This window comes from Phenylobacterium sp. (assembly GCF_030651755.1).
Taxonomy (GTDB): domain Bacteria; phylum Pseudomonadota; class Alphaproteobacteria; order Caulobacterales; family Caulobacteraceae; genus Phenylobacterium.
Map to the genome: position 1 here is coordinate 1 of NZ_JAUSBZ010000100.1, position 12,443 is coordinate 12,443.

Below are 12,443 nucleotides of genomic sequence, written 5' to 3' on the forward strand. Positions count from 1 at the left end.
CCGCGGGTGTCGCCCATGAAGAGGGCCTCGGTCTCGGGATAGCGGGCGAACAGCCGCGCATAGACCAGAGGCGTCGGGTCATCGCTGCGCTCAGCGATCAGGTCTAGACTGTCGAGAATGGCCTGGGCGTTCATGACCACCAGCCTAGCCCTGCGATCCCGCGACGCCCAGGACCTTTCGGATCGCCCCGGTCAGCTGCGCCAGCTCGGCGTCGGTGGTGACGAAGGGCGGGGTCAGATAGACCACCTTGCCCATGGGCCGGATCCAGCAGCCCAGCGCGGCGAACTGCTGGCAGAGATCGCCTGCGTCCACCACAGCGTTGAACTCCACCACCCCGATGGCGCCCAGGGCGCGGACATCGACGACCCCCTTGGCCTGGCGGCAGGGCTCAAGCCCGTCGCGCAAGGCGACTTCGATCCGCGCCACATCGGCCTTCCAGCCGCCGGCCTCGAAGATGTCCAGCGAAGCGCCGGCCGCCGCGCAGGCCAGCGGATTGGCCATATAGGTCGGCCCGTGCATCAGGGCCGCGCCCGCATCGTCAGACCAGAAGGCGTCGAAAATTCGCCGGCTGGCCACGGCGGCCGACAGGGGCAGGGTGCCACCGGTCAGCGCCTTGGAGAGCGTGACGATGTCGGGCGTCACGCCTGCGCCCTGACAGACAAACAGGTCGCCGGTGCGGCCAAAGCCGGTGAATATCTCATCGAAAATCAGCAGCACGTCATGCCGGTCGGCCAGGGCCCGCAGGCGGCGCAACACCTCGTCATCATGGATCAGCATGCCGCCGGCGCCCTGAATGCGGGGCTCGACGATCAGGGCGGCGATCTCGTGGCCCTTCTGCGCCAGCAGGGCGTCCAGCGCGGCTTCGCTGTCGGCGTCCCGGGGCAGGGCGATCACGTGCTGACTCGGCATGACGCCGGAAAACAGGCTGTGCATGCCTTCTTCCGGGTCGCAGATGGTCATGGTGGCCAGGGTGTCGCCGTGATAGCCGCCGAGGAAGCTGACGAACTTCGAGCGACCTGAGACGCCGCGGTTGATCCAGAACTGGATGGCCATCTTCATGGCGATCTCCACCGAGACCGAGCCGCTTTCGGCGAAGAAGACGTGATCGAGGTCGCCGGGCAGCAGCGCCGCCAGGCGCCTCGCCAGGTCATAGGCCGGCGCATGGGCCAGGCCCCCGAACATCACATGCGGCGCCCGGGCCAGCTGGTCCGAAACGGCCTTGGCGATATGGGGGTGGTTGTAGCCATGGCAGGCGGTCCACCAGCTGGCGATGCCGTCCACCAGCTCGCGGCCGTCCTCGAGGATGATGCGCGCGCCCTGCGTCCGCGCGACCGCCAGGGGCGCAGGCGCAGTCTTCATCTGGCAGTAGGGCCGCCACACATGGGGGGCGCCCCGGTCGAGCCAGTCGGTCATGGAGGCCTCCTTCGCCAAGCAAGGGCGCTTTAACGCGGGCGCGGCCTCGTGCATACCGCGCCCCGTGACCGACAGCCTCTCCGCCTTCGCCGCCGCCAAGCTCGCCGATCTGGACGCCGCCCACCTGCGCCGCCGGCTGACGGCGACCCATCGCCTGGACGGCCTCTGGGTGGAGCGGGACGGGCGGCCGCTGCTGTCTTTTTCCTGCAACGACTATCTGAACCTGTCGCACCATCCGGCCGTGATCGAGGCTGCGGCTGCGGCGGCCCGCGCCTACGGGGCCGGGGCCGGGGCCTCGCGGCTGGTGACCGGCGACCATCCATTGCTGGGCGAGCTTGAGACGCGGCTGGCGGCTTTCAAGGGGACGGAGGCGGCTTGCGTCTTCGGCTCGGGCTATCTGGCCAATGCAGGCCTGATCCCGACGGTGGTCGGTCCTGGCGATGGGGTATTCGTGGACGAACTGGCCCATGCCTGCATCTGGGCGGGCGCGCAGCTGTCAGGGGCGAGGATCATTTCTTTCGCCCACAACGACGTGGCGGACCTCGCGGCGAAACTCGAGGCCGAGCGCGTCGGCCTGCGTCACGCCCTGATCGCCACCGACGGGGTCTTCTCCATGGACGGGGATCTCGCGCCGCTGGACGTCATCAGCGATCTGGCGCAGGCCCATGAAGCCTGGTTGCTGGTGGACGACGCCCATGGCCTGGGGGTTGTCGGGCAGGGGCGCGGAACCGCCGCCCTCTATCCGAGCGCCCGGATCGACCTGGCCATGGGGACCTTTTCCAAGGCGGTGGGCGGTTATGGCGCCTATGTCTGCGCCAGCGGTCCGGTCGTCGATCTGCTGCGCACCCGGGCGCGGACCTTCGTCTATTCCACGGGCCTGCCGCCGGCCAGCGCCGGGGCGGCGCTCGCGGCCCTGGACATCATCGCGGGCGACGCAGAGCTCACCGCCCGCCCCCTGGCCAAGGCGCGGAGGTTCACCAGGGCGCTCGGCCTGCCGGACGCCCAGAGCCCCATCGTGCCGGTGGTGCTGGGGGAGGCGAGCCGCACGCTCGGCGCCATGCAGGCCCTGGAGGCGCAGGGCTTCCTGGCCGTGGCCATCCGCCCGCCCACCGTGCCGGCTGGCGGCGCCCGCCTGCGGCTGGCCTTCACGGCGGGCCACGATGACGCCGACATCGACCGCCTCGCCCAGGCCGTGGGCGCCTTGATGGAGACCGCCTGATGCGCGCCCTATTCGTCGCCGGCGCCCACACCGATGTGGGCAAGACCTACGCCGCCTGCGCCCTGATCGCGGCGGCGTTGGCGCGGGGCCTGTCGGTCGAGGCCTTCAAGCCGGCGGTCAGCGGCATTGATCCGGCCGACTGGGGCGACAGCGATCCCGGGCGGCTGCTGGCGGCCCTGGGCCGCCCCCTGACAGAGGCTGCCCTTGAGGCCATGTCGCCGCTGCGGTTTGCGGCCGCCCTGTCGCCGCCCATGGCCGCCCGGCGGGAGGGCCGTGATCTGCGCCTGCAGACCCTGGTCAGTCTCTGCCAGACGGCGCTGGCGGCCAGCTCCCCCGACCTGATGCTGATTGAAGGGGCCGGCGGGGTGATGTCGCCCCTCAGCGAGGACGCCACCAATCTCGATCTGATGGCGGCCCTTGGTCTGCCCATCATCCTGGTGGGCGGCTCCTATCTCGGCGCCATCAGCCACACCCTGACGGCGGCCAAGGTGATCCAGGGCGAGGGCCTCACCCTGGCGGCGGTTGTCATCAGCCAGGACGCGGCGCCGGACGCGCCGGACTTCGCTGAAACGATCAGCGATGTGGCGCGCTTCCTGCCAGGCGTTCGTGTGATTCCAGCCCCGCGGGGCGGGCAGGACTGGGCCGGAGCGCTTATCTGATCCGCAGCCGCCAAGGGAGCCGCCGACCATGCCGATCTCGCCCGCCTATCAGCCCGATCCGCAGTTCCTGACCCTGGGGCCGGACTTCGCCGATCCCGTCGCGGCCGCCGACTTTCCCCAGACGATCCTGCGCTATCGCAATGACCGGGCCGCGGCCACGGTAGGGCTGGACAGCTTCAGCGAGGCGGAATGGCTCGCCCATTTCGGCCGGTTTGCGCCGCTGCCGGACAATCTGAAACAGCCCCTGGCCATGCGCTATCACGGCCACCAGTTCCGCACCTACAATCCCGAGCTCGGCGATGGCCGCGGCTTCCTGTTCGCCCAGCTGCGGGAGGCCGGGACCGGCCGCCTGCTGGATCTTGGCACCAAGGGGTCGGGCCAGACCCCCTGGTCGCGGTCGGGCGATGGCCGACTGACCCTGAAGGGCGGCGTGCGCGAGGTGCTGGCCACCGCCATGCTGGAGGCCCTGGGCGTGCCCACCTCGCGCTCCTTCTCGCTTGTCGAGACCGGCGAGGCGCTGGAGCGCAATGATGAGCCGAGCCCCACCCGCGGCGCGGTGCTGACGCGGCTGTCCCACAGCCACATCCGCTTTGGGACCTTCCAGCGCCACGCCTTCGAGGAGGCGCCCGAGCGCATCGGCGCCCTGATCGACCACGTCATCGCCTGCTACTATCCCGAGCTTGAAAGCGCGGAGGATCGCCCGGCCGCCCTGCTGGAGGCGGTGACCGGTCGGGCCGCGCGGCTGGCGGCGACCTGGATGGCGGCGGGCTTCGTCCATGGGGTGCTCAACACCGACAATATGAACATCACCGGCGAGAGCTTCGACTACGGCCCCTACCGGTTCCTGCCGCGCAATGATCCCAATTTCGTCGCCGCCTATTTCGACCACAGCGGGCTCTACAGCTTTGGCCGTCAGGCCGAGGCGGTGTTCTGGAACCTGCGGCAATTGGGGGGTTGTCTTAGTCTGGTGAGCGAATCGGAGCCCCTGGTCGAGGCGCTCAACGGGTTCGCCGGCCGCTACAGGACCGAGCTCGCCGCGGCCATGGTGCGCAGGCTGGGCGTTCGCAGCCGGGGCGCCGAGGCCGATTCCAGCCTCGCCCAGGCGGCCTTTCAGGCGCTGGCGGCCGGGGGCGAGCCCCTGCGCTGGGAGCCCTTCTTCTTCGACTGGTTTGGCGGTGATGAGGCCCGCGCCCTGGCCGGCGTCCGCGGCGACATCTATCGCCAGGAAGGCTTTGCGGACTTCCGCGCCCAGCTGGCGACCTTTGAGCCGGTCAAGCCAGATGCGCTCAATCACGCCTATTTCGCAGCATCCGAGCCCCAGGAGCTGATCTATGAGGAGATCGAGGCGATCTGGGCGCGTATCGATCAGGCCGATGACTGGAGCGCCTTCGACGCCAAGCTCGCCGCCCTTGAAACCGCCCGCCAGGCCTATGGCCTGAGCAGCGACTAGAGGGGTTTGGGCGCGCTGGCCGCCGGAACCCGCGGCGGCCTGGCGCTCCACTGGGCCAGCGCCACCCCGGCCAGGGTGACGGCGCCGCCCAAGGCCTGAACTGGACCGAGCGCCTCCGCAAACAGCAGCCAGCCGGCGGCGGCGGCCACCACGGGCTGGATCAGCACCACGACTGAGGCGGTGGCTGGCGGCAGGCGACCCAGGGCCCAGGCGATGGCGCCCTGACCGGCCACATGCAGCACGCCGAGGCCCGCGCAGGCCGCCCAGCCCCCCAGGCTGGCGGGGATCACGCTCTCCCCCAGCAAGAGGGCGGCGATCAGCAGCAGGGGGGCGCCGGTCAGGCTCGACCAGAACATGATCTTCAGAGCCGCCTCGGTGCGCCGGGCGGCGCTGACGGCGAGGAAGTAGAAGGCGTACCACAGGGCTGTCAGGGCGGCGGCCGCATTGCCGAGGCCTGGGGCTGGCCCCACCGCGCCGTTGCGGGCCGCAGCCATGGTGAAGGCGCCGGCGAGCGCCAGGGTCACCGCCAGCAGGAAGAGTTTGCGGGGCGTCTGACGCAGGAAGATCCAGGCGAAGGCCGTCACCACCACCGGGGTCAGATTGGTCAGCACCGTGGCGTTGGCCACCGAGGTGAGCGCGATGCCGTAGTGCCAGAAGCCGAGGTCCAGGGCGAACATCACCCCGGCGATCATGGCCAGGCGCGAGGGCCCGCGTCCGAGCCCTGCGCCCGCCCGCCGGGGCATCAGGGCCAGCAGCGGCAGGGCGAAGGCCAGGCGCCAGAAGCCGGCGGCGGCCGAGCCGGTGTCGGACAGGCGGACCAGGATCGGCACGAAGCCGATGACCACCGCGCCGAAGATCAGCACCGCCAGGGCGCGGCCATCGCCGGTCTGGGACGCTTGCGGCGAGGTCACAGGCCAATCTCCTGGCGCAGACGCTCAGGCGTGAGGCCCGCGCCGCGAAGGGCCTGCAAGGTCTCGGCCCGGTCACGCTTGGCGTAACGTTTCCCGTCGGGCCCCGCCAGCAGTCGGTGGTGGCGATAGACCGGCGCGGGCAGGGCGAGCAGGGCCTGCAACAGACGCTGCACATGGGCGGCCTCAAAGAGGTCGCAGCCGCGGATGACATGGGTCACCCCCTGCAGGGCGTCGTCCACCACCACAGCCAGGTGATAGGCCACCCCCACATCCTTCCGGGCCAGGACCACATCGCCGCCAAGCTCCGGGCGCGCGCAGATCAGGCCGGTTTCGCCGTCTGGCCCTGCGCCCTCTTCCTGGAAGGTGAGTTGGTCGAACCCGCCGAGCCGCGCCGCTGCGGCCTCCAGGGACAGGCGCCAGGCGAAAGGCTCGCCCCGGTCCAGGCGCTGGGCTTCCTCGATGGCGGGAAGCGGCGCGCTGCGGAAGGTGTCCATGGCGCCGTGCGGGGCGCTGGCCATAGCCTGGGCCACCTCCTTGCGGGTGCGGAAGCAGCGATAGACGAGGCCTTCGCCCTGCAGGCGCGCGAGCGCGGCCTCGTAGTCGGCCAGGTGCAGGGATTGGCGGCGGACGGGCTCTGGCCATGAAAGGCCGAGCCAGGCCAGGTCCTCGAAGATGGCCGCCTCGAACTCCGGTCGCGCACGGGTGGCGTCGATGTCCTCGATCCGCAAGATGAAGGTCCCGCCGGCCGCCTGCGCCGCCTGATAGGCCAGCAGGGCCGAATAGGCGTGCCCCCGGTGCAGCAGCCCGGTGGGGGAGGGGGCGAAACGGGTGACGAAAGAGGCGTTCACGCCATGGGCTCTAGAGCGCGTTCCGATAAGTGGGAACCGGTTATCGGGACGAAACGCGCTCAAGTCTCTGAGTGTAGAGCCTGATTCAACGATCAGACGATTCCGTCTGATCGCATCAGGCTCTAGCCCTACAGGCCCTTGGCGAACACCCCCACATGGGCGAGCACGCCGCGCAGGAAGGCCTCCTCGCCGCCGAGGGCTTCCTTCAGGGGCTCGAACTGCTTGAAGCTGGTCATCTCGGCCAGGCCGTGGGCGGCGCACCAGCAGGCGATGGTGGCGAGTTCCAGCCCGATCTCGTCTGAGGGATCTGCGCCGGCGGAGATCAGCACCTCGCGCACCCGGCGATAGGCGCTCTCCTCGTTCTCATGGACGTGGGCGGGCATGTCGGCCTTGTCCCGGGAGCAGTCGTACATCACCCGGTAGAGGTCGGGATGCTGGCTGGCGAAGCGCACATAGGCCACCCCAAGCTCCCGAACCCGTTCAGGCGGCGAGGTCTTGGCGTCGCGGGCCGCCTGGAAGGCGACATCCAGCTTCTCCCAACCCTCGTGGGCCACCGCGTCGAGCAGTTCGCTCTTGTCCTTGAAGTGGTGATAGGGGGCGGCCGGACTGACCCCGGCTTCCCGGGCCACGGCCCGCAGGGAGAGGGCGCCGGCGCCCTCTTTCTCCAACAGGCGGCAGGCCGCCTCGACCAGGGCGCGCCGCAGATCGCCATGGTGATAGGGCCGAGCCTCGGGGGAATCAGATTCTCTCATTACCCCGAGTGTAATTCTCTATCTGATCGCCGTAAAGATCATCTTGACGCCGCTTAGATGTGCGCTATCTTAGCGTTGTTCAAATAAGAAACCCGCCCCCTCCCCGGGGCGCAAACTCAAAAGGTGTGTGTCATGTCTCTCGCTTCCCTGTCGGCCGCCGAACGCGTTTTCGACCGCCTCACCCCGGCCCTGTTCGTGGCGCTCAGCCTCGCCCTGGCGGGCGCGCTTCTGGGCGCCTTCGCCTGAGGGCGAACCGTTTCTCTCAGTCTGTCGCCATGAGGGGACCCATCGGGTCCCCTCTTTTTTGTGTGCGCCAAGGTGCGCAGGTCGCCATGGAGCCGTCACAGAATCGCGATTATGGTGATGAGGCGCCTGGGTCTCCCAGGGGCGACACGAGAGGGAGGATCTGCGTCTTCAGTCTCAGTGCATTGGACATAGGGCGCGCCGCGCCCCTGATTTTGGCGTTCCGGCGATGCAGGTGATCCAGCATCCCCCGTCGGGCTGGCCAGCCCTTGTGCTCAACGCCGACTATCGGCCGCTCAGCTACTATCCCCTGTCGGTCTGGCCCTGGCAGGAGGTGATCAAGGCGGTGTTCCTGGATCGGGTCGACGTGGTCTCCACCTATGACCACATGATCCGCTCGCCCTCCTTCTCCATGCGTCTGCCCAGCGTCGTGGCGCTAAAGAGCTATGTGACGCAGGACCGCCCGCCGGCCTTCACCCGCTTCAACCTGTTCCTCCGCGACGGCTTCGCCTGCCAGTACTGCCGCTCGGGCGAGGATCTGACCTTCGACCATGTGGTGCCGAGGTCGAGGGGCGGCCGCACCAGCTGGGAAAACATCGTCACCGCCTGCGCGCCCTGTAACCTGGCCAAGGGCGGCCGCACCCCCCTGGAGGCCGGCATGCGACCCCTGATGATTCCCCGGCGACCGCAGGCCCATGAGTTGCAGGAGCGGGGCCGGCGCTTCCCCCCCAACTATCTCCACCAGAGCTGGCTCGACTACCTCTATTGGGACATCGAGCTGGAGGCGTGAGGATCGCCCTAACTGTCAGGCAGGGCGGCGCGGATCGCGGCAACCAGGGCCGCCCGGTCGAAGGGCTTTTCGAGGGCGCCCTGGGCGCCGAGGGCGCGGGCGGTTTCCAGGATGGTTTCCGGGTTGATGCTGCGCCATCCCCCGGACATGGCGATGATGGGAAGCTGGGGCCACTGTTCGCGGATGGCGCGAATGGTCTCCATCCCATCCTGGTCGGGCATGAAAATGTCAATGATCACCAGTGAGATCGGTAGATTTCTCAGGAACTCGACAACGCGTGGGGCCGACTCACAAAGAACAGACTCAAAACCTTCCAGGTCCAGAATGGCGGCGATCGCCTGTAACAATGATACATCATCATCGACCAGTAGTATCTGAGGTCGAGTCGTCATGAACGCGGGCTCCTAGAATCGGCCCGTTTCTAGAAGCATTCGGTTCGGAGCGCATTTGCGCTCGCCCAGAAAGCGAAGTCTGCACGCCCAGGGATGGGGCCGTGTCAGCGCTCAGCCGATGGCGCGACGACCTTCGGTGAATCGCCAGAACACAGCCGCGCCAGTGGCGATCAGGCCGGCGGCGAAGGTCACCGACAGGGCGCCGGTCTGGGTGAGGAGGGCGCCGCCCAGGGCGCCGCCAAAGGCCTGTCCCAGGGCGGCCGAAGACCCATTGAAGGCCAGCGCCAGGGGCGCTGAGGCCGGCGCCCTGGAGATCAGGCGGGTCTGGATGACCGGCATGATCGAGAAGAGGGCCGTCGATCCGGTCAGGACCGCCATCCCGACGATGGCGTAGGCCAGGGCGCCCGGGGCGGCCGTCCGCGCAAGCTCCAGGCCATGCAGGGCCGCAGCCGCCGCCAGGGCGAGGAATCCTAGTGTGACGCTCAGGCTCCCGGCGCTCCGGTCGGCGGCGCGCCCGCCCAGGGTGAGGCCCAGAAAGCTGCCGACGCCCACCAGCATCTGGAAGGCGGCGACGCTGGCGCCGGTCACCTCGATCTGCAGGCGCAGGATCGGCGCGATGTAGGTGGTGATGGTCATATTGGCCCCGAAGGCCAGGAAGGTGGCGGCGAAGAGCGGCAGAACCCCGGCCCCGCGCAGCCCCTGACCTAGGCCAGGCGCCGGCGGCGTCACCCGGGGGACAAACACGAGGATGGCCGCCAGGGCGAAGGCGCTCAGGCCCGCCGACAGCAGGAAGGTTGCCCGCCAGCCAAAGGCCGCGCCCACCACGCTGCCCATGGGGATCCCCATCAGGAAGGCGACCGTCATGCCGCCCATGACGATGGCCAGGGCCGAGCCCCGCCGCTCCGGCGGAACCAGGGCGCTGGCCGCAGCCGAGGCCGCGGGGCCCGCCATGGCGCCGACGGCGCCCAGGATAGCCCGTAGGATCATCAGGGTTCCGTAGCCTGGGGTCATCAGGCAGGCGAGGTTGAGCAGAACCGCGACGCTGAGGGCCACCGTCAGGACCCGCTTGCGCTCGAACCGGCCCACCAGGAAGGCCAGCGGCGGTCCCGCCAGGGCCGAGGTCAGGACATAGACGGTCTGGAGTTGACCCGCCGCCCCGACCGAAACGCCGAGTTCAGCGGCCATGGGCTCCAGGAGGCCTGCAAAGATGAAGGCGCCGGACCCGAAGGCGAAGGTCGACAGGGCCAGGACAAAGACGCGGAAATTCAATGGAGCGGCCCGGCGACTTGTCCCACGCCGCAGCGCCCAAGGATGTTCTGCATGGCCAAGTTCCCCCCGCGATCTGGCGCCGCCTATTCCTCGATCAGAAGGCCGGCCGCCCCCGGGGTCAATCGCAGGATTTCTGTGGGCGCGATCAGGCGGCGGCGACTAGGGCGTGGTCGCGGTCAGACCTTCTCGCTGATCTTGATTGCGGTGCGGCAGCCGGCCTGGATCACCGCCGAGAGCAGGCCATAGCCGGGGGCGTCGTGGGCGCCTTCCTCAATGGCCAGGTCGCGATGGGCCAGCTCCTCATCGCGGAACTTGGCCAGTTCGGCGGCCAGTTCGGGATCGCGGTCGGCCAGTTCGGCCACCTGGCCGGCATAGTGCTGCTCGATCACCGATTCTACGGCCTCGGTGCAGGCATGGGCGGCCTTCTCGCCCATCAGGGCCGTGCCGGCGCCCAGGGCGAAGCCGGCCAGGCGCCACAGGGGCGTCATCACGGTGGGCCGGACGCCGTGCTGGTTCAGAAGCGCGTCGAAGCGGGCCAGATGGACGGCCTCATGCCCCTCCATCTCTTCCAACTGCGCGGCCAGGCGTTCCTTGCCCTTGGCGGCGCCCAGGACGGCGCGCTGGCCCTGATAGATGTGGACCGCCCCCAGTTCGCCGGCATGGTCGACCCGCAGAATCTCGGCCAGCCTGGCTTCCAGGGTTCCGGCGCCCGGGCGGGCGGGGACGGGTTTGTCGCTCATCGCTTGGCTCTTTCATAGGCGGCCGCGGCCAGGCTCATCGCCGCCAGGGCCAGGGAGATGACCGCGTTCCAGCCGGCCATGGACAGTCCGGCGAAAACCCAGGGGGCGGTGTCGCAGGCCGGCGCAGTGATCCTCTCCCCCGCCAGCAGCCCGCTCATGGCCTCCAGGCTGACCGCCCCCCCGGCCGAGGCGCAGGCGGCCGGCCCCGGCCACCACTTCCATTCTGCGCCGGCGTGATAGACGGCCACGGCCGTCCCCACCAGGAAGACGAGGGCCAGGATCAGGTTGAAGACCGGACGGAAACGGGCGCCCCCTTGCAGCCGCGTCAGGATCATTCCGGCCAGGGCCACGCCGGCGGCCACCCAGTAGACCTCCCGCTGACGCAGGCAGAGGGTACAGGGCGCCAGATCGCCGAAGGTCTGGAAGCCATGGGCGATCGCCAGCATGCCCGCCGAGGCGAGCAGGGCTGAGAGGCGCCAGCGATGAAGGATGGGATCAAGGCCTGAGATCATGGGAGGTGATTGAACTGCAAATCGAGGCGCAGCGCCACTAGCCCGCAAGCGCCGCAGCTGAATCCCCCCAGGCGGCTTGTCTCCCGCCGCCGTTTTGGTAGATAGTTGCATCTGATACTATCTCGCCGACGGGAGACCACCATGACCGCTCTTGCGACCGCCGCCGCCTCCGCCACCGACCTGTTCGAAAACCCCCTGGGCACCGACGGGTTCGAGTTCGTGGAGTTCACTTCGCCTGAGCCCGAGCGCCTGGGCGGCCTGTTCGAGTTGATGGGCTTCACCGCCGTCTCGCGGCACCGGTCGAAGAATGTGGTCCGTTATCGGCAGGGGGACATCAACTTCCTGCTCAACATGGAGCCCTCGGGCCAGCCGGCCGACTTCCGCGCCGCCCATGGGCCTTCGGCCAACGCCATGGCGTTCCGTGTGCGGGATGCGGCCAAGGCGCTGGCCCTGGCGGTCGAGCGCGGCGCGAGCGCGGTGCAGGGACCGGTGGGTCCGATGGAGCTCAATATTCCGGCCATCGAGGGGATCGGCGGCTCGAACCTCTATCTGGTGGACCGCTATGGGGCTCAGGAGATCTACGACGTGGATTTCGTCCCCATCCCGGGCGCGGCCGAGCAGGAGGCCGGGCGCGGGGTCGGCCTGACCTATCTCGACCACCTGACCCACAATGTGTTTCGCGGAAACATGGCCAAGTGGGCGGACTTCTATGAGCGGATCTTCAACTTCCGCGAAATCCGCTATTTCGACATCGAGGGCGCCCAGACAGGCCTGTTGTCCAAGGCCATGACCAGCCCCTGCGGCAAGATCCGCATCCCCCTGAACGAGAGCCGGGACGACCACTCCCAGATCGAGGAGTTCCTCAAGGACTACAAGGGCGAGGGCATCCAGCACCTGGCGCTCGGGACCGACGACATCTACGGTGCCGTGGAGACCATGCGGGAGCGTGGGGTCCGCTTCCAGGACACGCCGGAGACCTATTACGACCAGCTCGACGCCCGGGTGCCCGGCCATGGCGAGAACCTGCAGCGCCTGCGGGCCGACCGCATCCTGGTGGACGGCGCGCCGACCGAGGGCCAAGGTCTGCTGCTGCAGATCTTCACGGAGAACATGGTCGGTCCGATCTTCTTCGAGATGATCCAGCGCAAGGGCAATGAGGGATTCGGCGAGGGCAACTTCAAGGCGCTGTTTGAGTCCATCGAACTCGACCAGATCCGCCGGGGCGTGCTGCCGAAGAAGGACTAG

General features: G+C 68.9%; 13 protein-coding genes. 5 read left to right on the forward strand and 8 right to left on the reverse strand.

What is annotated here, in order from left to right; genetic code table 11:
* Nucleotides 1-144: 144 nt before the first annotated feature.
* Nucleotides 145-1,413, reverse strand: coding sequence for an adenosylmethionine--8-amino-7-oxononanoate transaminase (locus tag Q7V15_RS09165; RefSeq protein WP_304755257.1), 1,269 nt, complete (start codon nucleotides 1,411-1,413; stop codon nucleotides 145-147).
* Nucleotides 1,414-1,477: 64 nt separating this feature from the next.
* Here Q7V15_RS09165 and bioF point away from each other — a divergent pair, with 64 nt between their 5' ends.
* Genes bioF through Q7V15_RS09180 form a run of 3 tightly spaced genes read left to right on the forward strand, consistent with a single transcriptional unit; the run spans nucleotide 1,478 to nucleotide 4,741 of the window.
* On the forward strand, nucleotides 1,478-2,632 hold the full coding sequence (bioF, locus tag Q7V15_RS09170) for an 8-amino-7-oxononanoate synthase (protein ID WP_304755259.1): 1,155 nt from the start codon (nucleotides 1,478-1,480) through the stop codon (nucleotides 2,630-2,632).
* Complete coding sequence (gene bioD, locus Q7V15_RS09175; protein ID WP_304755260.1) at nucleotides 2,632-3,291, forward strand: dethiobiotin synthase; 660 nt, start codon at nucleotides 2,632-2,634, stop codon at nucleotides 3,289-3,291. Before bioF ends, bioD begins: the two co-directional genes overlap by 1 nt.
* Before the next feature lie 28 nt (nucleotides 3,292-3,319).
* Entirely contained in the window at nucleotides 3,320-4,741 is a 1,422-nt protein-coding gene (locus Q7V15_RS09180) for a protein adenylyltransferase SelO (protein ID WP_304755262.1), read from the forward strand.
* Here the strand turns inward: Q7V15_RS09180 and Q7V15_RS09185 are convergent.
* The 3 genes from Q7V15_RS09185 to Q7V15_RS09195 form a co-directional block, all read right to left on the reverse strand.
* Nucleotides 4,738-5,652, reverse strand: a complete 915-nt coding sequence (locus Q7V15_RS09185) for a DMT family transporter (RefSeq protein ID WP_304755263.1) — start codon at nucleotides 5,650-5,652, stop codon at nucleotides 4,738-4,740. The genes Q7V15_RS09180 and Q7V15_RS09185 overlap by 4 nt on opposite strands.
* A complete protein-coding gene (gene gluQRS / locus Q7V15_RS09190) occupies nucleotides 5,649-6,500 on the reverse strand; it encodes a tRNA glutamyl-Q(34) synthetase GluQRS (protein WP_304755264.1) in 852 nt (283 codons plus the stop codon). The genes Q7V15_RS09185 and gluQRS overlap by 4 nt, the downstream gene beginning before the upstream one ends.
* A 128-nt stretch (nucleotides 6,501-6,628) precedes the next feature.
* On the reverse strand, nucleotides 6,629-7,252 hold the full coding sequence (locus Q7V15_RS09195) for a TetR/AcrR family transcriptional regulator (RefSeq protein WP_304755266.1): 624 nt from the start codon (nucleotides 7,250-7,252) through the stop codon (nucleotides 6,629-6,631).
* A 472-nt stretch (nucleotides 7,253-7,724) separates the two neighbouring features.
* Between Q7V15_RS09195 and Q7V15_RS09200 the strand changes: the two genes are divergently transcribed.
* A complete protein-coding gene (locus Q7V15_RS09200) occupies nucleotides 7,725-8,285 on the forward strand; it encodes an HNH endonuclease (protein WP_304755267.1) in 561 nt (186 codons plus the stop codon).
* A gap of 8 nt (nucleotides 8,286-8,293) precedes the next feature.
* Here the strand turns inward: Q7V15_RS09200 and Q7V15_RS09205 are convergent, their stop codons facing one another.
* From Q7V15_RS09205 to Q7V15_RS09220, 4 genes are all read right to left on the reverse strand, one after another.
* Nucleotides 8,294-8,677: a response regulator gene (locus tag Q7V15_RS09205; RefSeq protein ID WP_304755268.1), complete on the reverse strand. Its 384-nt coding sequence runs from the start codon at nucleotides 8,675-8,677 to the stop codon at nucleotides 8,294-8,296.
* Nucleotides 8,678-8,788: 111 nt separating this feature from the next.
* A complete protein-coding gene (locus tag Q7V15_RS09210; RefSeq protein WP_304755269.1) occupies nucleotides 8,789-9,946 on the reverse strand; it encodes an MFS transporter in 1,158 nt (385 codons plus the stop codon).
* Between the two features lie 176 nt (nucleotides 9,947-10,122).
* Nucleotides 10,123-10,686 (reverse strand): demethoxyubiquinone hydroxylase family protein, encoded by a 564-nt coding sequence (locus Q7V15_RS09215; RefSeq protein WP_304755271.1) that lies wholly within the window; start codon nucleotides 10,684-10,686, stop codon nucleotides 10,123-10,125.
* Entirely contained in the window at nucleotides 10,683-11,198 is a 516-nt protein-coding gene (locus Q7V15_RS09220) for a disulfide bond formation protein B (protein WP_304755272.1), read from the reverse strand. The genes Q7V15_RS09215 and Q7V15_RS09220 overlap by 4 nt, the downstream gene beginning before the upstream one ends.
* Nucleotides 11,199-11,339: 141 nt before the next feature.
* Between Q7V15_RS09220 and hppD the strand changes: the two genes are divergently transcribed.
* Nucleotides 11,340-12,443, forward strand: coding sequence for a 4-hydroxyphenylpyruvate dioxygenase (hppD, locus tag Q7V15_RS09225; protein WP_304755273.1), 1,104 nt, complete (start codon nucleotides 11,340-11,342; stop codon nucleotides 12,441-12,443).

Bases quoted from the DNA above. Each gene is read 5' to 3' on its own strand.
- Q7V15_RS09165 (WP_304755257.1), bottom strand. From the start codon at position 1,413: ATGACCGACTGGCTCGACCGGGGCGCCCCCCATGTGTGGCGGCCCTAC.
- bioD (WP_304755260.1), top strand. From the start codon at position 2,632: ATGCGCGCCCTATTCGTCGCCGGCGCCCACACCGATGTGGGCAAGACC.
- Q7V15_RS09180 (WP_304755262.1), top strand. From the start codon at position 3,320: ATGCCGATCTCGCCCGCCTATCAGCCCGATCCGCAGTTCCTGACCCTG.
- Q7V15_RS09195 (WP_304755266.1), bottom strand. From the start codon at position 7,252: ATGAGAGAATCTGATTCCCCCGAGGCTCGGCCCTATCACCATGGCGAT.
- Q7V15_RS09200 (WP_304755267.1), top strand. From the start codon at position 7,725: ATGCAGGTGATCCAGCATCCCCCGTCGGGCTGGCCAGCCCTTGTGCTC.
- Q7V15_RS09205 (WP_304755268.1), bottom strand. From the start codon at position 8,677: ATGACGACTCGACCTCAGATACTACTGGTCGATGATGATGTATCATTG.
- Q7V15_RS09215 (WP_304755271.1), bottom strand. From the start codon at position 10,686: ATGAGCGACAAACCCGTCCCCGCCCGCCCGGGCGCCGGAACCCTGGAA.
- Q7V15_RS09220 (WP_304755272.1), bottom strand. From the start codon at position 11,198: ATGATCTCAGGCCTTGATCCCATCCTTCATCGCTGGCGCCTCTCAGCC.
- hppD (WP_304755273.1), top strand. From the start codon at position 11,340: ATGACCGCTCTTGCGACCGCCGCCGCCTCCGCCACCGACCTGTTCGAA.